Source organism: Kitasatospora sp. NPDC030952 (genome assembly GCF_055571335.1).
This window is the reverse complement of record NZ_JBVIFM010000002.1, coordinates 63,210-84,302: the sequence shown is the minus strand read 5'-3', so window position 1 is coordinate 84,302 and position 21,093 is coordinate 63,210. Positions and strand designations below refer to the sequence as shown.

18 protein-coding genes are annotated in these 21,093 nt (G+C 73.9%); 9 read left to right on the top strand and 9 right to left on the bottom strand.

Annotated features, from left to right (window positions below):
* Window positions 1–6: 6 nt before the first annotated feature.
* On the bottom strand, window positions 7–435 hold the full coding sequence (locus tag ACZ47G_RS05265; protein WP_465740113.1) for a PIN domain-containing protein: 429 nt from the start codon (window positions 433–435) through the stop codon (window positions 7–9).
* Between the two features lie 190 nt (window positions 436–625).
* On the opposite strand from ACZ47G_RS05265, the gene ACZ47G_RS05260 reads away from it, so the two are divergent.
* On the top strand, window positions 626–1,405 hold the full coding sequence (locus ACZ47G_RS05260) for an oxygen-binding di-iron domain-containing protein (protein ID WP_465740112.1): 780 nt from the start codon (window positions 626–628) through the stop codon (window positions 1,403–1,405).
* A 13-nt stretch (window positions 1,406–1,418) separates the two neighbouring features.
* Here ACZ47G_RS05260 and ACZ47G_RS05255 read toward each other — a convergent pair whose 3' ends face one another.
* Window positions 1,419–1,829: a PPOX class F420-dependent oxidoreductase gene (locus ACZ47G_RS05255; RefSeq protein ID WP_465740111.1), complete on the bottom strand. Its 411-nt coding sequence runs from the start codon at window positions 1,827–1,829 to the stop codon at window positions 1,419–1,421.
* 35 nt (window positions 1,830–1,864) lie between these two features.
* Window positions 1,865–3,256, bottom strand: coding sequence for a D-alanyl-D-alanine carboxypeptidase family protein (locus ACZ47G_RS05250; RefSeq protein WP_465740110.1), 1,392 nt, complete (start codon window positions 3,254–3,256; stop codon window positions 1,865–1,867).
* Between the two features lie 161 nt (window positions 3,257–3,417).
* Between ACZ47G_RS05250 and ACZ47G_RS05245 the strand changes: the two genes are divergently transcribed.
* Window positions 3,418–3,615, top strand: coding sequence for a hypothetical protein (locus ACZ47G_RS05245; RefSeq protein WP_465740109.1), 198 nt, complete (start codon window positions 3,418–3,420; stop codon window positions 3,613–3,615).
* A gap of 22 nt (window positions 3,616–3,637) precedes the next feature.
* On the opposite strand, the gene ACZ47G_RS05240 is transcribed toward ACZ47G_RS05245, so the two are convergent.
* Complete coding sequence (locus tag ACZ47G_RS05240) at window positions 3,638–4,399, bottom strand: TetR/AcrR family transcriptional regulator (RefSeq protein WP_465740108.1); 762 nt, start codon at window positions 4,397–4,399, stop codon at window positions 3,638–3,640.
* A 90-nt stretch (window positions 4,400–4,489) separates the two neighbouring features.
* Here ACZ47G_RS05240 and ACZ47G_RS05235 point away from each other — a divergent pair, with 90 nt between their 5' ends.
* The 3 genes from ACZ47G_RS05235 (at window position 4,490) to ACZ47G_RS05225 (ending at window position 10,541) form a co-directional block, all read left to right on the top strand.
* Complete coding sequence (locus tag ACZ47G_RS05235) at window positions 4,490–5,344, top strand: siderophore-interacting protein (RefSeq protein WP_465740107.1); 855 nt, start codon at window positions 4,490–4,492, stop codon at window positions 5,342–5,344.
* Between the two features lie 549 nt (window positions 5,345–5,893).
* Window positions 5,894–9,379, top strand: coding sequence for a S8 family serine peptidase (locus tag ACZ47G_RS05230; protein WP_465740106.1), 3,486 nt, complete (start codon window positions 5,894–5,896; stop codon window positions 9,377–9,379).
* 193 nt (window positions 9,380–9,572) lie between these two features.
* Entirely contained in the window at window positions 9,573–10,541 is a 969-nt protein-coding gene (locus ACZ47G_RS05225) for an alpha/beta fold hydrolase (protein ID WP_465740105.1), read from the top strand.
* Between the two features lie 22 nt (window positions 10,542–10,563).
* Here ACZ47G_RS05225 and ACZ47G_RS05220 read toward each other — a convergent pair whose 3' ends face one another.
* Together ACZ47G_RS05220 and ACZ47G_RS05215 are read right to left on the bottom strand one after the other, a co-directional pair.
* The gene (locus ACZ47G_RS05220; RefSeq protein ID WP_465740104.1) at window positions 10,564–11,349 is read right to left on the bottom strand and encodes a response regulator transcription factor; all 786 of its coding nucleotides are present in this window, start codon (window positions 11,347–11,349) and stop codon (window positions 10,564–10,566) included.
* Window positions 11,346–12,575, bottom strand: a complete 1,230-nt coding sequence (locus ACZ47G_RS05215) for a sensor histidine kinase (protein WP_465740103.1) — start codon at window positions 12,573–12,575, stop codon at window positions 11,346–11,348. The genes ACZ47G_RS05220 and ACZ47G_RS05215 overlap by 4 nt, the downstream gene beginning before the upstream one ends.
* Window positions 12,576–12,835: 260 nt before the next feature.
* On the opposite strand from ACZ47G_RS05215, the gene ACZ47G_RS05210 reads away from it, so the two are divergent.
* Both ACZ47G_RS05210 and ACZ47G_RS05205 read left to right on the top strand, forming a co-directional pair.
* Window positions 12,836–15,049 (top strand): MMPL family transporter, encoded by a 2,214-nt coding sequence (locus ACZ47G_RS05210; protein WP_465740102.1) that lies wholly within the window; start codon window positions 12,836–12,838, stop codon window positions 15,047–15,049.
* Between the two features lie 192 nt (window positions 15,050–15,241).
* A complete protein-coding gene (locus ACZ47G_RS05205; protein WP_465740101.1) occupies window positions 15,242–15,604 on the top strand; it encodes a peptidoglycan-binding domain-containing protein in 363 nt (120 codons plus the stop codon).
* A gap of 94 nt (window positions 15,605–15,698) precedes the next feature.
* On the opposite strand, the gene ACZ47G_RS05200 is transcribed toward ACZ47G_RS05205, so the two are convergent.
* The 3 genes from ACZ47G_RS05200 to ACZ47G_RS05190 form a co-directional block, all read right to left on the bottom strand.
* Window positions 15,699–17,177, bottom strand: a complete 1,479-nt coding sequence (locus ACZ47G_RS05200) for a VWA domain-containing protein (RefSeq protein ID WP_465740100.1) — start codon at window positions 17,175–17,177, stop codon at window positions 15,699–15,701.
* A complete protein-coding gene (locus tag ACZ47G_RS05195) occupies window positions 17,174–18,064 on the bottom strand; it encodes an AAA family ATPase (protein ID WP_465740099.1) in 891 nt (296 codons plus the stop codon). The genes ACZ47G_RS05200 and ACZ47G_RS05195 overlap by 4 nt, the downstream gene beginning before the upstream one ends.
* A gap of 215 nt (window positions 18,065–18,279) precedes the next feature.
* Window positions 18,280–18,951, bottom strand: a complete 672-nt coding sequence (locus ACZ47G_RS05190) for a Tat pathway signal sequence domain protein (protein WP_465740098.1) — start codon at window positions 18,949–18,951, stop codon at window positions 18,280–18,282.
* A 563-nt stretch (window positions 18,952–19,514) separates the two neighbouring features.
* Here ACZ47G_RS05190 and ACZ47G_RS05185 point away from each other — a divergent pair.
* Window positions 19,515–20,267, top strand: coding sequence for a TetR/AcrR family transcriptional regulator (locus ACZ47G_RS05185; protein ID WP_465740097.1), 753 nt, complete (start codon window positions 19,515–19,517; stop codon window positions 20,265–20,267).
* Window positions 20,268–20,406: 139 nt separating this feature from the next.
* Entirely contained in the window at window positions 20,407–21,063 is a 657-nt protein-coding gene (locus ACZ47G_RS05180; protein WP_465740096.1) for a DUF6230 family protein, read from the top strand.
* The last annotated feature ends 30 nt before the right edge of the window (window positions 21,064–21,093 follow it).

The window sequence follows — 21,093 nt, the reverse complement described above, 5'->3', positions numbered from 1 at the left end:
GCCGGATCAGGGCCGAACGCTCCGTGGGCCGGTCACGGCGGCGCCCAACGCGCCGACCCGGCCGCGCAGTTCACGGTCGGCGGTGACGACCAGGCAGGCCCGCGCCGGATCCTCGGCGCGGGCCTCGCGGACCAGCTCGACGATCCGGTCGTCCCCGCTGCCGCTCGCCGACACCACCCGTACCTCGGGCAGCCCGCTCACGCCCCGGGCCGCGCCCTCGACCACCAGCACCACCTCCAGCGGCCCGGGGCGCTCCGGCACGCCGTGGGCGGCGACGGCGACCAGCGCGTCCCGCAGCCGCTCGGCGGCTCCCCGCCGATCGCGCCACCAGCCGTCCGGCACCGAGCCGACCACGTTCGCGCCGTCCACCACCAGCAGCGGCGGTCCGCTCTGCTCCAAGGGCTCCAAGGACTCCATGGCGGCCAAGCCTGCCATGCCGAGGCACTCACCCGGGCCCGCCGGGTGGAGCGGGTACGCCTGGACGGGGCTCGGCAACTGCCGCTCGCCGGGTACGGCAGCACCGCCCGAAGCCGGCCCGAGGCGCTCACCCGAACCGGCGACACAGGCGGCGCGCCCCCGGGAGCCTGGCCGCCGGGCGGGTGCCGGGAGGGTACGCAACGGGCTCATGGAGACCCGCATCGACGAGATCGCCGACCGCGTCTACCGGATCTCGACCCACGTCCCGGAGATCGCCCCGCCCGCCGGATTCACCTTCAACCAGTTCCTGGTCGACGCCGAGGAGCCGCTGATCTTCCACACCGGGATGCGGCAGCTGTTCCCGGCCGTGTCGGAGGCGATCGGCCGGGTGCTGCCGCTGGAGCGGCTGCGCTGGGTGACCTTCGGGCACGTCGAGGCGGACGAGTGCGGGGCGATGAACGAGTTCCTGGCGGCGGCGCCGCACGCCGAGGTGGCGCACAACACCCTGGGCTGCCTGGTCTCGTTGAACGACCTCGCCGACCGCCCGCCGGTGCCGATGGACGACGGCGAGGTGCTGGACCTCGGTGGGCGGCAGGTGCGCCGCAAGCTGCGCAACATCAACACCCCGCACGTGCCGCACGGCTGGGAGGCCCGGGTGCTGTTCGAGGAGGAGACCCGGACCCTGTTCTGCGGCGACCTCTTCACCCACCTCGGCGACGGCCCGGCCGTGACCGGCGCCGACCTGGTCGAAGCGGCCCTGGAGTCCGAGCGGCTGTTCCGCCAGACCTCCTGCCTGACCGCCGCCACCACCGCACTGCGCGCCCTGGCCGAGCTGCGCCCGCACACCCTGGCGGTGATGCACGGTTCGTCCTTCCGGGGCGACGGCGCAGCCGCCCTGAACGCCCTGGCGGACGCGATGGAGGAGCGGTTCGGCCCGGAGTCGGAGTTCGTCGGGGCGCCGAGCGTGCTGGCGGACCCGCATCCGTAGGACCGAGCGGGCGTCAGGTGAGGGTGATCCGGATGCCGACGGTGCCGCGCTCGCCGCGCCGCAGCCGGCTGCCGAGCAGGGTGAGCACGCCGAGCAGGCCGTACTTCTGACGGAGCAGGGTGCGGTAGGCGCCGGTGCGCTCGGGGGAGAGGAGCTCGGCGGTGGCCGGGTACTGCTCGCCGGTCGGTCGGCCCTTGACGTCGCAGGGGCCGACCAGGACGTCGGCGCGGTTGCGGATCCGCTTGACCTTCCAGGAGTCCGCGACGGTCCAGATGCCGAGGGCCTCGCCGTCGCGGACCACCCACACCGGGGTCGGCACCGGGGTGCCGTCCTTCTTGTAGGTGGTGACGAGCAGGTAGCTGCCGGAGGAGAGGCCGACGATCCGGGCGAGCCGGTCCGAGGCGGCGGGGTCGGGCGTGGTCATGGCCGAAGTCTAGGGCTTGTCCAGGGCGAGGCCCGTCACTGCCGACGGCCGGGGCGGGAACCGTGCAGCAGGGCGCGGGCCCGGCGGGTGAGCCGGCGGGGGCTGCGGCCGCCGACGCCGGTGGCGCCGATGCGGGTGGCGCCGGTGTCGGTCGGGCCGTCGGTGGGTGTGGCGGGCGCGGTGGCGGCCGGGCGGGCGGTGGACGGTACGGCGCGGCGGCGGGCGGCGGTGCGGGCGGTGCCCCAGACGGCGAGGGCGGTGGCGAGCACGGCGCCGGTCCACAGGGCGGGGGCCAGGCCGGAACCGTCGCCGTCGAGGGCGGGCGGGCGGGACCACGGCGGCAGCTCGGCGTCGGCCTGCGGGGCCCCGCCGCTCGGCGAGGTGCCGGAGCCGCCCGGGCTGCCGGCGCCGCCCGTGGCGCCCGTGGCGCCCTTCGGGGCGCCGAGGTCGTCGACCAGCTGCCCGACCGGCTGGACCTTGCCGGCGGCCGCGAAGCCCCAGTCGAGCAGGCTGGCGGCCTCGTCGTAGACCTTGCCCTGGGCCTCGGGGTGCATCACCGTCACCAGCAGGGTGCGGCCGCCGCGTTCGGCGGCGCCGGTGAAGGTGGCGCCCGCGTTGGTGGTGTAGCCGTTCTTGACGCCGATCAGGCCCGGGTACTTGCCGAGCAGCCGGTCGGTGTTGGCGATGTCGAAGGCGGTGCGCTGCCCGGTGGTCTTGTCCAGGCCGCCGGGGAAGCGCGCGGTGCGGGTGCCGCAGTAGGAGCGGAAGTCGGCGTTGCGCAGCCCGGCGCGGGCGAACAGGGTGAGGTCGTAGGCGGAGGAGACCTGGCCGTCCATGTCGTAGCCGTCGGGGGAGATCACCTTGGTGTCCTTGGCCTGGAGCGACTGGGCGCGGGCCTGCATCTCGCCGACGGTCTGCTCGACGCCGCCGTTCATGGCGGCCAGGACGTGCACGGCGTCGTTGCCGGAGCTGAGGAAGACGCCCCGCCAGAGGTCCTCGACCCGGTAGGGGAGGTTCTCCTTGACGCCGACCAGGCTGCTGCCGACGCCGAGGTTGGCGAGGTCGGCGGGGGTGACCTGGTGTTCCGCGGCGCGGTCGAACTTGGGCAGCACGGTGTCCGCGAACAGCATCTTGAGGGTGCTGGCCGGCGGCAGCGGCTGGTGGGCGTCGCGGGCGGCGAGCACCTCGCCGGTGCCGGCGTCGGCGACCAGCCAGGAGCGGCCGGTCAGTTCGGCGGGCAGGGCGGGCGCCCCGGCCAGCGGCGCGACCTGGACGGCCGGGCGGCCCAGCCGCTCCCCGCCGACGGCGGAGGTGGAGTCCTGGGCGAGGGCCGCCGGGGCGCCGGCGGCGAGCACCAGGGCGGAGGCGGCGGAGGCGGCCGCGACCCGGGCGACGGACGGTGGCTTCTGCACATGCTTTGGCTGCACACGGCGAACGTACCGGCGGTGCCGCCGGGCCGCCGTGCCTGCTGCTCCGTCCGGATCCACCCGGCCGGTGGGGCGGCCGGCGCCCGGGCGCGACTTTGGTGGTCCGGGGTCGCACCGAAAGTCGGTTGGGCGGGCGGCCGGGGGTTCCTAGGCTCGGGGGTATGAAGACCATGCTCGGCTACCTCGGTTTCGTGCTGATCCTGGGCGGCGGCTCCGGCCTGCTGGCCGACCGGCTCGGGGGCTTCCGGCTGTTCGGCTTCGTCCGCTTCCTGGTGCCGGACGGCCATGAGACCGCCGGGTACGCCGCGCTGCTGGTGCTCGGCGTCCTGCTGGCGATCCCGTCCGCCCGCCGGGGCTGACCGGGAACGGCGGCGCCGGGGATCAGGCGCCGGCCCGGGCCGCGACCCCGTCGAGCAGCACCGCCAGCCCGCTGCGGAAGGCCTCCCGCCCGCTCTCCTCGGGGGGGCCGCCGGCGGTGCTCTGCAGCGCGGTGAGCAGCGGGTAGCGCTGGGGGAAGTCCGGTGCCAGCTCGGCGAGTCGGGCGGAGCGGGTGGTCCACCACTCCTCGTCCGCGACGCCGGTGGCGGCGGCCGCGCCGCGGGCGTCGGCGGTGGTGGCGGCCGTGCCGCGGACGAACTGCCAGAGCGCGGCGACCGCGCCGCGGAGCCGTCCCGGGGCGAGTGCGGCCGGCTGCAGGACGGTCAACAGGTGCTCCATCGCGGCGAGTTCGGCCGGTCCGAGGACGGGTCGGGCCTGCGAGACCTGGAGCACCCAGGGGTGGCGCAGGTAGCAGTCGTACAACTCCTCGGCCCAGGCGGTGACGGCGGCCCGCCAGCCGTCGGTCGGAGGTGGCCCGGCGGGGAGTTCGGCGAGCACCCGGTCGTGCATCAGGTCGAGCAGTTCGGCCTTGCCCGGCACATAGGTGTAGAGCGCCATCGCGGTGCGGCCGAGTCGTTCGCCCACGGCGCGCATGGACAGGGCGGCCATCCCCTCGGCGTCGGCCACCGCGATTCCGGCGGACACGATCGCGTCCACACTCAGGCCCGGTTTCGGGCCACTGCGCCCGGTGCGCGGTTCATCGGGCCGACCCCACAGCAGGGCGAGCGAGCGGTGGGCGTCTCCCTGCCCGGCGTAGACGGTCATCCAGGCATCTCCTTATGGCGTAAAGTATCCTCGCGACAGCAACTCTTTATGCCGTAAGTTATCAGGTTCACGCATCGAAGGGGTTTCGCGATGACACTGCCCGTCACCTTCGTCGAGGTCGTAGCGGTGGAGCGGATCACGCCGCGCACCGCCCGGATCGTCTTCGAGGCGGAGGCCCTGGCCGACGCCGTGGGCGACACGCCCGACCAGCAGCTCAAGCTCTGCTTCCCGCGCCCCGGACAGCGCGAGCCGCTGCTGCCCGCCGGGCAGGACGACCCGATGGGCTGGTACCAGGCCTACCTGGCGATCCCCGAGGCCGAGCGCCCGGTGCTGCGCAGCTTCACCCTGCGCCGCCGGCACCCCGGCACCCGGCGGATCGAGGTCGACTTCGTGCTGCACGGCGACACCGGCCCGGCCGCCTCCTGGGCGCTGCGCGCCGCGCCGGGGGACCGGCTCGGCCTGGTCGGCCCCTCCGCGCTGTACGCCCCGCCGGTGCCGCTCACCGAGGCCGCGACGGCGGCCGACTGGGTGCTGCTGGCCGGCGACGAGACCGCGCTGCCGGCCATGGCGACCCTGCTGGAGGCGCTGCCCGCCGGGGTGCGGGCGTACGCCTGGATCGAGGTGGCGGACCAGGCGGAGCGTCAGGAGCTGCCGACCCGGGCCGACCTGGCGGTGGAGTGGCTGTACCGCGACGGCGCGGCCCCGGGCGCCCTGCTGACCGGGGCGTTCCGGGACGGCGCACTGCCGGGCGGACAGCCCTTCGTCTGGCTGGCCGGGGAGGCGGGGGCGGTCCGGGCGGTGCGCCGGTGCCTGGTCGAGGAGGAGGGGGTGCCGAAGGAGTCCATCGACTTCACCGGGTACTGGCGCCACCGGCTGACCCAGGACGACGCCCCGACGGAGGAGGACCTGGCGGACGCCCGGGAGCGGCTGGCGGCCTCCTCCTGAACCGGCGCCCCGTTGAACCGGCGCCCGTTGAACCGGCGCCCCCTGAGCCGGCAGCCGTGAACCGGCGCCCCTGAACCGGCGCCCCTGAAGCGGCTTTCCCGAGCCGGCGTTCCGGAAAGCGGTCGGGGAGCGGATGAACTCCCCGGCCGCCCGGTGCGTGTGGTGGGCCGGTTGCTGTTTCGATCGCGATCGACGAGGGAAGGAAGGGTCGCGATGTCGACAAGTTGGCAGCAGGTGGCGGTGTTCCGCCTGTGGCCAGTGTTCGCCACCGGAAATTTTTGCAGGTGGATCGGTCAGTTCTCACCGTTCTCTGACCGGCTCTGATCGGTGAAAAAGGGGCGGACTCGGCCGGATTTATACTGTGTATTTTACTTTCCGATGGTCATTTTTACTTTCTGATGGGGTTTTGACCCCTTGTCGTGGTCGTGGCGGATGCGCTGGAATGCGTCCGCTGTCGGGACGCGCGGTCCGGAGCAACCAAGCGTCCCATCAGGATCCCGGTACGCTCGGCCGTGCAACCTGACGTCGCATCAGACGAAAGGATGTCCATTGATCGGCTGGCGCAAGACCCAGCTAGCAGCCGCCGTCACCGTCACCGCCGCGTCCATGGTCCTGAGCCTCGGGACCATCGCGAGCGCAGCCCCGACCCAGGATCCGCAGAACGCCCAGGCGGCGTCCTCGGACGGGTCTCCGGCACCGGTGATCGTGATCCTGAAGGACCAGATAGCGGACGCCCCGGCCGACCACGGTCACCTGGGCGCCCGTCAGCAGAAGACCGCCAGCGCGCAGAAGCCGCTGCTGGACAAGGTCAAGGCCAGCGGCGGCACCGACGTCAAGAGCTTCGTGGTCGGCAACGCCTTCTCCGCCACGGTCAGCCCGGCCGAGCGCGCGTCGCTGCAGGCCGACCCGGCGGTCGCCGCCGTGGTCGCGGACACCCAGGTGCAGGTCGCCCCGGTCGCCGGCACCACGGCGAAGAAGGCGGACGCCACGGCTGCGACGTCCGGCAAGTCCGCGGACGCCTCGAAGGCCGTTACGGGCAGCAACGGCCAGGCTCAGGAGAACGCGACCAACACGGTCTGCCCCTCCGACCCGTCCAAGCCGCTGCTGGAGCCCGAGGGCCTCTACTCGGTCCACGCCTACAGCGGCAACGGCAAGCCCGGCGTCGAGAACCTGGCCACCGGCAAGGGCGTCAAGGTCGCCTACATCGCCGACGCGCTCGACCCGAACAACCCGGACTTCATCCGGGCCGACGGTTCGCACGCCGTGGTCGACTACCAGGACTTCTCGGGTGAGGGCTGGAACACGCCGAGCGGTGGCGCCGAGGCCTTCGGCGACGCCTCGGCGGTCATCGCCCAGGGCCGTCAGACCTACGACGTCTCGCAGTGGGTCAACGCCTCGCACCCGCTGCCGGCCGGCTGCAACATCCAGATCCGCGGCCTCGCCCCGGACGCCGACCTGGTCGCCCTGAAGGCCGGCGGCGAGATGATGTCCAACTCGTCGATCCTGCAGTCCATCGACTACGCGGTGCGGGTCGCCCACGTGGACGTGCTGAACGAGTCCTTCGGCGGCAACGTCACCCCGGACAGCGGCGCCCACGACACCATCGCGCTCTTCAACGAGCAGGCCGTCAAGGCCGGTGTCACGGTCTCCGTCTCCACCGGTGACGCGGGCCTCAGCGGCACCATCGGCACCCCGGCCACCGACCCGTACGTGATCTCGGTCGGCGCGTCGACGGACAACCAGAACTACCAGCAGACCGGTTACGCGGCCTCCAAGTTCTCCAACGGGACCTGGAACGACAGCCGGATCTCCGCGCTCTCCTCGGGTGGCTTCACCCAGGCCGGCCGGACCCTCGACCTGGTCGCGCCGGGCGAGTCGGACTGGGCGCTGTGCACCGCCGACACCTCCAAGTTCGCGGACTGCACCAACTTCAACGGCAAGCCCACGAACATCCAGTCGTTCGGTGGCACCAGCCAGGCCGCCCCGTTCGTCACCGGCGCCGCGGCCCTGGTCATCCAGGCCTACCGCGACACCCACGGCGGCGACTCGCCGTCCCCGGCGCTGGTGAAGAAGTTCATCACCGGCACCGCCACCGACCTCGGCGTCCCCGCCGAGGAGCAGGGCGCCGGTCTGCTGAACGTCCGGGCCGCCGTCGAGGCCGCCCGCGGCTACGACGACGGCGACGGCACCGACGGTGCCCGCACCGTCGTGGTGAACACCGGCCAGGTGAGCATCCAGGGTGCCCCCGGTTCGACCCACACCACCGACGTCTCCGTCACCAACACCAGTGACGAGCCCCAGTCGGTGAGCGCCACCACCCGCAGCTTCGTGCCGCAGGCGAACAACCAGCAGACCGTCAAGCTGGACTCGTCCGCGACCGACACCTTCAAGTACGCCACCAACGGTGCCACCTGGGTGCAGAAGCAGGTCAAGTTCACCGTTCCGGCCGGTGCCGACCGCCTCGCGGCGTCGATCGCCTGGCACGGCGGCCCGAACCCGGTGACCAACGGCCCCGTGGTCCGCATGACGCTGCTCGACCCGTCGGGCCGCTTCGAGACCAACACCCGTCCGCAGGGCGGCGCCACCCCGGCCAACTACGGCCTGGTCGACGTCCCGCACCCGACGGCCGGCGAGTGGACCGCGGTCCTCTACACCCCGGCGGGCAAGGCCGGTTACACCGGTGACGTCCAGCTCGGCACCTCCACCCAGCGCGCGGTTCCGGCCGGCGCGGTGAGCCCGAACACCACCGACCTGAAGCCGGGTGAGACCAAGACCCTCAAGGTCCAGCTCACCACCCCGGCGACCAGCGGTGACAGCAGCGAGGCCGTCGTGGTCTCCAGCTCGAACGGCAACGCCACCAGCGTTCCGGTCGTGCTGCGCAGCCTCGTCCCGGTCAAGGACGGCAAGGGCACCTTCACCGGCACCATCACCGGTGGCAACGGCCGCGGCTCCTCGCCGACGCAGATGTTCGCCTACGGCTTCGACGTCCCGAAGGGCCAGAAGGACCTGCGGGTCGGCGTCACCGTCGCCAAGGACGCGAACCTGTTCATGCAGGGCGCCCTGATCAGCCCGAACGGCACCCCGATCGACATCGAGGGCAACGCGCTGTTCGACGCCCAGGGCAACGTGACGGGCTCCGCCAACGGTGTCTCGGCCACCACGGTCAACCCGGCCGAGGGCCACTGGCGCTTCGTCCTGAACGTGCTCGGCCCGGTCAGCGGCCAGGAGCTCGCGCAGGACTTCGCCGGCACCATCGCGTTCAACCAGAACCAGGCCACCGCGGCCGGTCTGCCGAACGACGCGAAGACCAAGCTGGCGGCCGGCAAGCCGGTCACCGTCAACGTGAACTACACCAACAACACGGCCGCCACCCAGTCGATCGCGGCCGACGGCCGCCTCGACAAGCGTGTCGACCTGCCGCTGGTGCCGCAGGGTGCCTCGGCCAGCGTCAACCTGCCGCTGAGCCTCACCTCCTCGGTGCCGAGCTTCCTGGTGCCCCCGGGCACCGACCAGCTCAAGGCCGTGGCGGCGTCCTCGACGCCGGCGCAGATCGAGCTGAGCGCCACCACCGCCTCGCCGGACCTCTTCGGTGACCTGAAGAAGGCCCAGGACGGCTCGACCATCTCGGTCGTCACCTCCAAGGGCACCGCCGAGCAGCCGGTCGTCCCGGGCGGCTGGAGCTCCTTCGTCCAGCAGATCGGTCCGTTCGGCACCGGTGGCGCGCCGAAGGGCACCTCCACCATCACCGCCAGCGCCCACACCCTGGCGTTCGACCCGGCGCTGACCTCCAGCACCGGTGACCCGTACGCCTCCGCGGTGGACGCCAAGGCCGCGGCCGCCGCCCCGGTGACCGTCGCCCCCGGCGCCACCGGCTCGCTGCAGGTGACCGTCACCCCGACCGGCCCGAAGGGCAGCACGGTCAAGGGTGTGCTCTACCTGGTGTCCGGCCCGACCTTCGTGCCGACCGCCAACAACAGCCTCGGCACCACCGGTTCGGTGCTCGCGGCGATCCCCTACAGCTACACGGTGAACTGACGCTCAACCAGTTCAGCGCGTACGCCTGAGGCCGAGGCCGTCCCGGAGTTCCGGGGCGGCCTCGGCCGCGTCGCGCCGCGGGGATTCGCCGGTGGAACTCGCCGGTGGAACTCGCCGGGGTTGCCGGACCGTTGATCGGGCAGGAGGGTCGCAGGGGCCGTCGGGGCCCCACCGACCGGATCGGGAGCAGGAGTTGAACGAGGCCATCAAGCACAGCCACGTCGAGGTGAACGGCGTCCGGCTGCACCTCGCGGAACAGGGCGAGGGGCCGCTGGTCCTGCTGCTGCACGGCTTCCCGGAGAGCTGGTACTCCTGGCGGCACCAGTTCGCGCCGCTCGCCGAGGCCGGGTACCGGGCGGTCGCCGTCGACCAGCGCGGGTACGCGCGCAGCGCGCAGCCGGAGGCGGTGGACGCCTACACCCTGCTGCACCTGGTCGGCGACGTCACCGCGCTGATCGGCGCGCTCGGCGAGGAACGCGCCGTGGTGGTCGGCCACGACTGGGGCGCGCCGGTCGCCTGGGCCACCGCCACGCTGCGGCCGGACCTGGTCCGCGGGGTCGCCGGGCTGAGCGTGCCGCCGCTGCCGCTGGGCGGGCCGCCGCCGCTGCCGGGCTTCCGGGAGAACTTCGGCGAGGGCTTCTACGTCAACTACTTCCAGGAGCCCGGCCGCGCCGACGCCGAACTGGCCGCCGACGTCAAGTCCAGCCTGCGCCGCATCCTGTGCGGCACCCAGCCCGACGGCAAGCCGCGGCCGTGGATCGTCCCCGGGGGCAAGACGCTGCTGGAGACCGTCCCGGAGCCCGAGCGGCTGCCGGACTGGCTCACCGAGGCGGACCTCGACGCCTTCACGGCCGACTACGCCCTGCACGGCGAGCGGGCCTTCACCGGCGGGCTCAACTGGTACCGCAACATGGACCGCAACGCCGAACTGCTCGCCGCCTTCAACGGGGTGACGGTCGAGGTGCCGGCCCTGTACATCGCCGGCGAGCAGGACCTGGTCAACGCGATGGTGCCGCCGGAGGCCCTGGCCCACCTGCTCGACCGGCTGCCCAAGCTCCACCGGCACCTCCGGCTGCCGGACACCGGGCACTGGACCCAGCAGGAGCGCCCGGCCGAGGTGACCGAGGCGCTGCTGGACTTCCTCAAGAGCCTGGAGAGCTGACCCGCCTCGGGAACCGGCCCGGTCACCCGCCCGTACGGGCGGTGACCAGGCCGGACTCGTAGGCGGCGATCACCGCCTGGGCGCGGTCCCGGACGTCGAGCTTGCCGAAGATGCTGGTGATGTAGTTCTTCACGGTGGACTGGCTGATCTCCAGGGCCAGTGAGATCGCCGCGTTGTCGAGACCGGTGGCGATCAGCCGCCACACCTCGACCTCCCGGGGCGTGAGTTCGCCGGTGCCGGTGCCGGTGCCGGTGCCGGCGGCGGGTGACCGCTGGGCGGCGGCGACGGGCGCCCGGACGTAGGCCGAGATCAGCCGGGTCAGCAGCCGCGGGGCGACCACCGCCTCCCCGGCGTGCACGGTGCGGATCGCCGAGCCCAGCTCCTCCGGGGAGACGTCCTTGGGCAGGAACCCGTGGGCACCGGCGCGCAGCGCGGCCACCACGTACTCGTCCATGTCGAAGGTGCTGAGCGCCAGCACCCGGCAGCCGGGCAGGAGACGGGCCAGCTCCGCGGTCGCGCCGACGCCGTCCAGGACGGGCATCCGGATGTCCATCACCACGACGTCCGGGCGCAGCCGCTGGGCGGCGGCGACGGCCTGCTCGCCGTCCCCGGCCTCGCCGACCACGGTGAGGGACGGGTCGGGGGAGAGGATCAGGGACAGGCCGCGGCGGACCAGCGGCTGGTCGTCGACGATGAGCACCCTGATCGCGGGGGCGCCGGGGGCGCCGGGTGCGCCGGGGGCCGGGGTGTCGGTGGCGCGGGTGTCGGTGGCGCGGGTGGTGTCGGTGCTGTCGGTCGGGCCGGTCATCGGACCGCCTGCCCGTGCTGGACGGCCGCCTCGGCCGACTCGGCGGTGGTCAGCGGCAGTTCGGCCGTCACGGCGAAGCCGCCGCCCGGCCGCGGGCCGGCCTCCAGGGTGCCGCCGTGCAGGGTGACCCGCTCGCGCATGCCGAGCAGGCCGTACCCGGCCCGGCCCGCGCCCGGCCCGCCCTCCGGCGGGGGCGAGCCGCCGCCGTCGTCCCGCACCTCGACGGTGACCTTGTCCGGGTGGTACGCCAGCCGGACGGACGCCCGGGCGGGGCCGGCGTACTTGCGGGCGTTGGTGAGGCCCTCCTGGACGATCCGGAACACCGTCAGGCCGAGGGTCGGCGGCAGCGGGCGCCGGGGCCCGTCGACGGTCAACTCGGTCGGCAGCCCGCCCAGGCAGGACTCGTCCACCAGCCGGTCCAGGTCCTCCGCCCCCGGCTGGGGCAGCGGCGGGGCGGCGTCCGGTTCGTCCCCGGCCCGCAGCACGTTCAGCAGCTGCCGCATCTCGCGCAGCGCCAGCCGCCCCGAGGACTCCAGGGTGACCAGGGCGTCCCGGACCACCTCGGGACTGCCGAGGTTGGCGCGGGCGCCGCCGGCCATCAGCTGCATGGTGGTGATGTGGTGGGCCACGATGTCGTGCAACTCCCGGGCGATGCGGCGGCGTTCCTCGGCCACCGCGCGGTCCGCCAGCAGCCGGCGGTTGGCGGCCACCTCGCGCCGCCAGCGGGCCACCGCCAGGCCGGCCGAACCCACCAGGGCGGCGGAGCAGGGGTCGGCGAGGAGCTCCTGCCAGAGCGGGACATCGAAGCGGCTCTGGCTCAGCGTGGTGGTCACCCCCGACACCACCACGGCGGCCACCGTGACCGGGACGCCGCGGCTCACCGCGACCGAGTACAGGGCGACGATCAGCACGGCGCCGAAGTGCGGGCCGACCGGGGCGGACAGGTCGGCCGCGGCCTGGAACACCAGGACGACGGCCAGCGCCGGCACCGGGTGGCTGCGCCGGGCCAGCAGTGGCAGGGCGGAGAGCACGACGAGGGCGAAGCCCGGCACGGTCAGGACGCGGCTGTCGGTCACCGGGTCGAGGAGCAGGTAGCCGAGCAGGTCCAGGATGCCGGCACCGACGGCCACCAGGCCGTCGGTGCGGGTCCACGGCAGGCCGTCCGTCCGGTCCCCCCACGGCCCGTGGGCACCCGCGTCCGCCCCGGGGCGCTGACGCCCGTTCATCTGGTTCCTCCCGGCCGATCAGCGCTGACGCCCCCATTCTGGCATCGGCCCGCAGGCCCGGACGTGGTCCCCGAGGCCGAGGAGGGCGGCCAGGGACCAGGACCACGGTCCCGGTCCCGGCCCGGCCGGGGGGAGCGCGGGCCCCCGCGCGGATCCTCCGCTGCCCGGACGCCCCGGCACCCCCGCGGCTGATGGTCTTGAACCGGGCCGGGAACCGCCGGCTCAGAGGCCGACGTTCGCGTCCACCGACCGGAGGAACAGTGATCCGCGCACTGACCGGATTCTCCACCCGACACGCATGGAAGGTCATCGCCCTGTGGGCCGTGCTGGGCATGGGGCTGAGCCTCCTGAGCCCGATGCTGATGTCCCGGGTGACCCAGTCCCAGAGCGGGGAGTTCCTGCCCCGCAGCTACGACTCGGCCGCCGCGCTGCGGATCGCCGAGGAGGAGTTCGGCGTCAAGCCGGACGCCACCACCGTCACCGTGCTGGTCGCCCGGACCGACGGCAAGGCGCTCACCGCCGGTGACCAGCAGCAGATCGAGGCCGGCGCCGCCGGGCTCGCCGAACACCGGGTCACCATGCCCCGGCGGGAGGACGAGCCGGCCTTCCTGGTCGCCGACCACTCCCAGACGCCCCGGATCGCCCCCGCCACGGTGGCACCCGACCGGACCTTCGAACTGCTCACCGTCGAACTGACCGGCAACGCCTCGGACGAGGGAGTGCAGGGCGTCTACCGGGCCTTCCGGGACGAGGCCCGCGCCCGGTTCACCGGGATCGGCATGCGCACCGGCTTCACCGGCGGCCTGGCCCAGCTCTCCGACACCACCGAGGCCAACCGCGGCGCCGCCACGCTCGGCAGCGCCCTGCTCACCGCGCTGATCGTGCTGCTCAACGTGCTGGTGTTCCGCAGCGTGCTGGCCGCCCTGCTGCCGCTGCTCGCGGTCGCCGTGATCGGCGGCACCGCCGCCGGCGCGGTGGCCGGCGCCGCCGCCCTCACCGGCCTCAAGCTGGACGCCTCCACCCCCGGCCTGATCTCCGTCGTCCTGCTCGGCATCGGCGTCGACTACCTGCTGTTCCTGCTCTTCCGGTTCCGCGAGCAGCTGCGCGCCCGGCCCGAGCAGCCCGCCCGGGCCGCCGCCGCCGAGGTGTCCGGCCGGGTCGGCACCGCGATCACCTCCGCCGCGCTGACCATCGTCGCCGCCTTCGCCACCCTGGGCGTCGCGAGCTTCGGCCAGTTCCGCTCGCTCGGCCCGGCCATCGCCGTCGCCGTGCTGGTCATGCTGCTGGGCAGCCTCACCCTGATGCCCGCCCTGCTCGCCGCCTGCGGCCGCGGGATCTTCTGGCCCTCCCGCAGCCTGCGGCAGGTGCCGCGCCCGGGCGTCGCCGCCCGCTTCGGCGAACTCGTCGCCCGCCGGCCGCTGGCACTGCTGCTCGCCTCCGTCGGCCTGCTCGGGGCGCTGGCCGCCGGCACCGTCGGGCTGCGGATGGACTACAGCCAGGCCGACGACACCACCACGGCGGCCGCGGCCACCGCCGCGGAGATCTCCCGCGCCCTGCCGGCCGGCGTCTCCGACCCGACGACCGTCTACCTCGTCGCCCAGGACGGCGGCACCCTCGACACCGGCCGCTTCGACGGCCTCGCCCGCGCCCTGACCGGGGTCGAGGGCGTCGGCCAGGTCGGCCGGACCGTCCTCGCCGACAACCACCGCGCCGCCCGGATCGACCTCTACCTCAACGCCGACCCGCAGAGCCAGCGCGCCCGCGACCTGGCCTCCGGCCCGGTCCGCGCCGCGGTCGCCGCCCACACCCCGGCCGGGACCACCGGCCACGTCGGCGGCACGGCGGCGGTCTTCGCGGACATCTCCACCGCCGTCGACCGCGACCTCACCGTGGTCTTCCCGGTCGCGGCCGCCCTGATCGCCCTGATCCTGCTGCTGCTCCTGCGCAGCCTGCTCGCCCCGGTCGCCCTGCTGCTCTCCGTCGGCCTCGGGTTCGCCGCCACCCTCGGCGCCGCCACCCTGCTGTTCCAGCACGGGCTGGACCGGCCCGGCGTCTCCTTCACCCTCCCGCTGGTGCTGTTCCTGTTCGTGGTCGCCCTCGGCACCGACTACAACATCCTGATCACCGACCGGATCCGGGAGGAGATGCACCGCCCCGGCTCGGCCCGGACCGCCGTGGCCCGCGCCGTCCGGCACACCACCCCGGCCGTCGCCACCGCGGGCCTGGTGCTGGCCGGCTCCTTCGCGACGCTGGCCACCACCCCGGGCAGCGAGCAGGTCGCCTTCTCGCTGACCCTGGGCATCCTGCTCTCCGCGCTGGTCCTCTCCCTGGTCACCGTCCCGGCCCTGGCCGCCCTCCTCGGCCGCACCCTCTGGTGGCCCCTGCGGCCCACCGCGGTCGCGGCGCCGTCGGCCACCGACCGCCCGCCGGTCGCGGCGCCCCGCCCGGCCCCGGACCACCTCGGCGTCCGCTGACGGCCCCTCGGCCCGGAGCGGGACCGCGGGCCGCTCCGGGCCGGGACGTCCCAGGGACGCCCATCCCCTGGTGGGACGGCTGACGCGCGGTCGATCATGAGCCCTGTCCGGAAGCGGGGACCGTCGCTCACCAGGTGCGGCCCCCCTGCCACGGTGGCCCGGGCGACCCGAACTTCCACATGGGGGGACTCCATGCTCTCGAACCTGTTCAAGCGCGGTGCCGTCACCGCCGGCGCCGCCTTCCTCGCCGTCGCCGCCCTCGGCGGCGTCGCGCACGCCGACCCGGGCGTTCCGTACATCAAGCCCAGCCAGCACAGCCAGGCCGTCGCCTGCGTGCAGCAGGGCCTGCGGGACGCCGGTTACAACATCGACGCCGACGGGTGGTACGGCCAGGCCACCTACGCGGCGCTGACCGACTTCCAGTCCAAGCGCGGCCTCCAGGCGGACGGCATCGTCGGCCCGCGGACCGGTGACCGCCTGTACAACGACTACCTCGCCAAGTCGGGCAACGTGGTGCAGATCGAGCTCTGCGGTTCCCTCATTCCCACCAGCTGACGTCCGGTACCCGCCTGACCGCCCGAGGCCGCCGGCCCGCCGCTGCTCCCCAGCGCGCGGGCGGGCGGCCTCGGGCCGTTCGGCCGGACACGTCCTAGACCGGCAGCAGGCGGGTGATCAGCTCGGCGAGGCGGCGGGCGTTGCGGCAGGAGTGCATGTCGACGACGTCGGCGTAGGCCTGGGCGGCGGAGTCGCCGGTGGTCCAGAGGTCGGGGCGTTCGGGGTTGAGCCAGAAGACCCGGCGGGCCCGGGCGGCGATCCGGCGCAGGGCTTCGGCGTTGGGGTCGCGGTGGTTGTTGCGGGCGTCGCCGAGGACGAGCACGCAGGTGCGGGGGCCGACGGCGTCCAGGTGGTGGTCGGCGAACTCGCCGAGGGCGGAGCCGTAGTCGCTGTTGCCGTGGTAGCCCGTCACCTTGGCCTCGGTGAGGATGCGGGCGGCGAGGCGGGCCGGGTCGTCCTGGCCGCGCCGCAGCAGGTCGGTGACCTCGGCGGTGCGGTTGACGAAGGCGAACACCCGCACCTTGCTGAACTGTTCGCCCATCGCCTGGACCAGCAGCATGGTGAAGTCGGCGAAGCCCGCCACCGAGCCGGACACGTCGCACAGCAGCACCAGTTCGGGCCGGGCCGGGCGGCGCAGCCGGTACGCCGGGCGCAGCGGCACCCCGCCGGTGGTGAGCGAACGGCGCAGGGTGCGGCGCAGGTCGATCTGCCCGCGGGCGGCGCGGCGGCGGCGGGCGGCCAGCCGGGTGGCGAGTTTGCGGGCCAGCGGGTGGACGGTGCGACGCAGTTCGGCGAGCTGCTCGCGGCCGGCGTACAGGAAGTCGACCCGGTCGGCGGTGGGGGCGACGGCGCGCTCGGCGATCCGTTCGGCGCCGCGCACCTCGGCGACCCGGCGGCGGGCCTCGCCGGTGACCAGGGCGCGGAAGTCCCGGATGCGGCGGCGGATCTCGTCGGCGAGGACGCGGTCGGCGAGGTCGCGGTCGGAGGGGCCGCGGTCGGAGGGGTCGTCCGTGCCCTGGTCCCGCAGGGCGGCGAGGATCCGGGCGAGCAGGGTCTCGGGGGCGAGCCGGCCGAGCGCCTGGTGGGCGGACCAGCCGTCCGAGCCGGGGGTGCTGCCGGTGCCGTACCGGCCGAAGGCCTCGATCACCTCGCCGGCCAGCCGGGCCTGGGCGGCCCGGTCGTCGGCGGCCAGGGCGGCGGCGAGGCGCTCGCGCAGCTGCTCGCGCAGCGGGTCGGGGCGGCCGAACCGTGGCGGTTCGGGGTCGTCGGGCAGCGGCGGCGCGGAGCTGCGCAGGGCCTCGGGGGTGCCGACGCCGAGCGGGAAGAACAGGTCGAAGGCGGCGTCGAAGACGACCCGCTGGCCGTCCGAGCGCAGTAGGGCGGCGGCCAGGCCGGCCCGCATCTGCTCGCGGTCGGTGAAGCCGAGGACGTCGAGCACCGCGGCGGCGTCCACCGTCTCGGACGGGCCGATCCGCAGGCCGTGCCCGCGCAGGGCGCGGACCAGGCCGGTGAGCCGGGCGGCGGTGTCGGTGGCCGTCGGGGCCGGGGTCACGCGAGCCGGGGCCGGGGTCACGCGAGGGTGAGCTTCTGGGCGGCCTTCCGGATGTCGTCCTGGTGCTTGAGGATCACCCCGAGGGTGTCCTGGACGACCGCGTCGGTCAGGGTGTCCGCGCCGAGCGCCAGCAGGGTACGGGCCCAGTCGATGGTCTCGGCGACGGACGGCGCCTTGCGCAGTTCCATCGCGCGCAGCGCGCCGACCACCCGGACCAGCGAGGCGGCCAGGGTGTCGTCCAGGCCGGGCACCTTGAGCCGGACGATGCGGCGCTCCAACTCGGCGTCCGGGTAGTCGAGGTGGAGGAAGAGGCAGCGGCGGCGCAACGCCTCGGAGAGTTCCCGGGTGGCGTTGGAGGTGAGCAGGACGAAGGGGCGGCGGCTGGCGGTGATGGTGCCGAGCTCGGGGACGGTCACCTGGAAGTCGCTGAGCACCTCCAGCAGCAGCGCCTCCACCTCGACGTCGGCCTTGTCCATCTCGTCGATCAGCAGCACGGTGGGCTCCTCGCCGCGGATGGCGGTGAGCAGCGGGCGGGTGAGCAGGAACTCCTCGCCGAAGATGTCGCCGCGGGCCTGGTCCCAGCCCTCGTCGCGGCCGGCGGTGATCCGCAGCAGCTGCTTGGCGTGGTTCCACTCGTACAGCGCCCGGGCCTCGTCGATGCCCTCGTAGCACTGCAGCCGCACCAGTCGGGCCGCGCCCAGTTCGGCGACGGCCTTGGCGAGTTCGGTCTTGCCGACTCCGGCGGGGCCCTCGACCAGCAGTGGCTTGCCGAGCCGGTCGGCGAGGAAGACGGTGGTGGCCACGGCGGTGGAGGCGAGGTAGCCGGTGGCGGCGAGCCGTTCGGCGGTGTCCGCCACCGAGGTGAAGAATCCCGTGCCGTCGCCGTTCCCGCTGCTGTCGCCGGCCATCTGCCCCGCCCCGTTCCGGTTCGCCGTGCCCGTGCCCGTGCCCGTGTCCGAGGCCCGGGGATGGTTCCCACGGGCCCGTTCCGCCGGGCCCGCGCGGCGCCACCCTACCGGCCGGTCACTTGCTTGTCCCGGGGGATCGGCCGGCGCGGTGGAGCGGCGTACGGAGGGCGGCTGCCCACCGTACGCCGCTCGCGTGGATCGGCCGGTCCGGGGCGTCAGTTGACGTACAGGACCGGGCTGCCGGCGACCGAGGTGTCGGTGACCGGGCCGTAGCTGGCGCTGAAGTAGCCGGTCGAGAAGCACAGGCCCGGACCGGAGACCAGGTTGGCGGCCTGGTTGGAGAAGGTGATGCTGTTGTTGCTGTTCGAGGTGGAGCCGGTGATGCCGCTGGGGCTCTGGTAGACGCAGTTCACGGTGCCCAGGAGGGTGTTGAGGACCACCGTGATGCCCACCGGGCCGGCGCTGGTGCCGTTGAGCGAGACGTTGGTGCCGGAGCCCGAGGTGACGGTGTTGGTGTACGGCAGGCTGGTGGCGGTGACGCTCTTCACGCTCCGGACGCCGATGACGTTGGAGGTGCAGGAGCCGAAGGACTGACTGTTGAGCTGCTCGGTCGCGCTGCCGGGGGCGGCCGGGTTGGACGTCACGGTCGCGGAGAACGAGGAGCTGGCACAGCTCACCCCACTGGTGCTGCCGGGGCCGTTGGTGAAGGTGGCGGCGGTGCCGGGGGCGAGGTTGGCGACCAGGGTGTCGCCGACGGCGATGGCCGGGCCGGACGCGCTGCCCTGGGTCAGAACGGCGGCGGCACTGGCCTGGGCCGGTGCGACCGCGGCGCCGGTGAGGGCGATGGCGGCGAGGGATGCGGCTGCGAAGGTGCGACGGATGCGCATGAGGGTGCCTCTCTCCGTCCGGGGGACGGGTGGGGGAATCCCCGTGTGCCGGAGTGGTGGCGTGCACGACGGGGGAGGTGCATGGCGTACCGGGAGCCCCGCCGGACCGTAGGTGCGGGCGGGCCCGGCGCCACGGGCCCGCTCCTGCGGTACGGCGGTGTTCGTGCAGTGCGGTGCAGTGCGGCGGTGCGCGGTGCAACGGTGCGGTGGAACCGGTGCGGTGCAACGGTCTGGTGCACGGTGGTGGTGCGTGGTACATCGTGCGAGGGGCCGTACGGCGGTGCCGGGTACGGCGGTTCGGTACCCGGCGGGCCGGAGGGTGCGGTTCGGTGCCCGGCGCCACGGTGCGGAGCCGTGCGGACGTGCGGTGGTGCGGGTGCACGGGCGGCTGCCACCGCCGCGGACCCGGATCCGCCCTGGTCCGGTGGCCCGGGCGGCTCGCCCGGGACCGTCGGAGCCCCTGGGTTTCCGCCGGTGGTGGCCTGCGCACGACCGGTTGGAAACCTGGCAGTGTTGTAAACCCGGCGTTCCGTCAATGTCAATACAGGACACAGGAGTTGGTGATGGATACCAAACACCTCCGGAGTGCCGACGTGGTCCTGCTGCCAGGCGCCCGGACCGGCCGGGATCCGGCCAGGTCGATCAAGCCGGGCCCGCGCCGGCTGCCCGCCGGAGTGGTCGCCGCGACCCAGCGCGAGCGGCTGCTGGACGCGCTGGTCCGGACGGTGGCCGAACGCGGCTACCAGCACGCGACGGTGAGCGACATCTGCCGCGCGGCGGGCGTGACCAGGCCGGTCTTCTACGAGCTGTTCAGCGGCAAGGAGGATGCCTTCCTGGCCGCGCACCGGTACGGGACGGGCGTGGTGATCCGGCGGATGGCGGCGGCCTTCGCGGCCGAATCCGATTGGTGCACCGGGATCCGGCAGGCGCTCGGGGCGATGCTCCAACTCCTCGCCGGTACACCGTCCTTCGCGACCATGGCGGTGATCGAGATCGAGGCGGTCGGCCCGGCCGGGCGTCGTGAGCGGGACCAACTCCTCACCCGGTTCCGGGCGTTCTTCGCCGAGGCGCCCCAACTGCCGGACGGGGTAGGGGTGCAGGAGATGACCGACGCGGTGGTGGGCGGCGTCTACAGCGCGGTGTACCGCCGGATCTCCTCCGGGTGCAGTGATCAACTGCCGGAGCTGCTACCGGTGTTGAGCATGTTCTGCCTCGCCCCCTTCCTCGGGCCGGCCGAGGCGTCACGGCGGCTCGGGTCGAGGATTGGTGAAGATCCTTCGTGCACCTGTATTGACCCGGCGAATACCGGGCAGTAGCTTCCCAGTTACTCCACGCGCTCCGACCGGATCCGCCCCGCTGCCGAGGGGCGGACGGCCCGGTCGGAGCGCGGAACGCTGTCCGCGCCAGGGCAACGTGCCAGTGCCTGCACACCCAATCCATCCACAGGGAGCACACATGGCCATGTCCGAGGAAGCCGCCGCCGCGGCGGAAACCCCGCAGACGCCGACCGGGACCAGAAGAGGACGGGTCCGGATGAAGCGTTCCGCCCTGATGGCCGTACCGGCCATCGCGGTCGGGGGCATCCTGATGACCCTCACCGCCCAGGGCGTGCTCGCCGCGCAGTTCTCCATCTCCGGCATGCCGTTCACCATCACCGCCGACAAGCTCGACGGCGACGGCTTCGCCCAGTTCGGCTCGCTGGACTCGATGATTCCCGACAGCCCCAACGCGGGCAACACCGGCGGGCAGGTACTGGTCGCGGTGTCGGCGATCAAGACCGCCGAGATCACCAACCTGTGCCAGAGCGTCGACCTCGGCGGCGTCAACCTGGTGATCCACGCGGGCGACCAGGGCACCCCGGTCTCCGCCTCCGACCTCACCACCGACTCCGATCTGCTGTCCGGCGACGCGGAGTTCAAGAACATCGAGATCGGCGGCGACGCCAGCACCTACACCAAGGCCGGCCCGGTCGGGAAGGGCCAGCCGGGCGTCTTCGGCCAGCAGGCCGACCACGTCACGCTGACCCACCTCAACCAGCACAACTACGCGAGCACCGCCGTCGGGTTCAAACTGCCCAACCTGCGGCTGAGCTTCAGCTCCAAGGGCTGCTGAACATGACGGAGTCCGTACCGGAGCAGGCCG

Coding starts and splice junctions, on each gene's coding strand:
- ACZ47G_RS05190 (WP_465740098.1), bottom strand. CDS start 18,951: ATGCGCATCCGTCGCACCTTCGCAGCCGCATCCCTCGCCGCCATCGCC.
- ACZ47G_RS05245 (WP_465740109.1), top strand. CDS start 3,418: ATGAAGACCATGCTCGGCTACCTCGGTTTCGTGCTGATCCTGGGCGGC.
- ACZ47G_RS05265 (WP_465740113.1), bottom strand. CDS start 435: ATGGCAGGCTTGGCCGCCATGGAGTCCTTGGAGCCCTTGGAGCAGAGC.
- ACZ47G_RS05235 (WP_465740107.1), top strand. CDS start 4,490: ATGACACTGCCCGTCACCTTCGTCGAGGTCGTAGCGGTGGAGCGGATC.
- ACZ47G_RS05220 (WP_465740104.1), bottom strand. CDS start 11,349: ATGACCGGCCCGACCGACAGCACCGACACCACCCGCGCCACCGACACC.
- ACZ47G_RS05185 (WP_465740097.1), top strand. CDS start 19,515: ATGGATACCAAACACCTCCGGAGTGCCGACGTGGTCCTGCTGCCAGGC.
- ACZ47G_RS05195 (WP_465740099.1), bottom strand. CDS start 18,064: ATGGCCGGCGACAGCAGCGGGAACGGCGACGGCACGGGATTCTTCACC.
- ACZ47G_RS05205 (WP_465740101.1), top strand. CDS start 15,242: ATGCTCTCGAACCTGTTCAAGCGCGGTGCCGTCACCGCCGGCGCCGCC.
- ACZ47G_RS05260 (WP_465740112.1), top strand. CDS start 626: ATGGAGACCCGCATCGACGAGATCGCCGACCGCGTCTACCGGATCTCG.
- ACZ47G_RS05255 (WP_465740111.1), bottom strand. CDS start 1,829: ATGACCACGCCCGACCCCGCCGCCTCGGACCGGCTCGCCCGGATCGTC.
- ACZ47G_RS05215 (WP_465740103.1), bottom strand. CDS start 12,575: ATGAACGGGCGTCAGCGCCCCGGGGCGGACGCGGGTGCCCACGGGCCG.
- ACZ47G_RS05180 (WP_465740096.1), top strand. CDS start 20,407: ATGGCCATGTCCGAGGAAGCCGCCGCCGCGGCGGAAACCCCGCAGACG.
- ACZ47G_RS05240 (WP_465740108.1), bottom strand. CDS start 4,399: ATGACCGTCTACGCCGGGCAGGGAGACGCCCACCGCTCGCTCGCCCTG.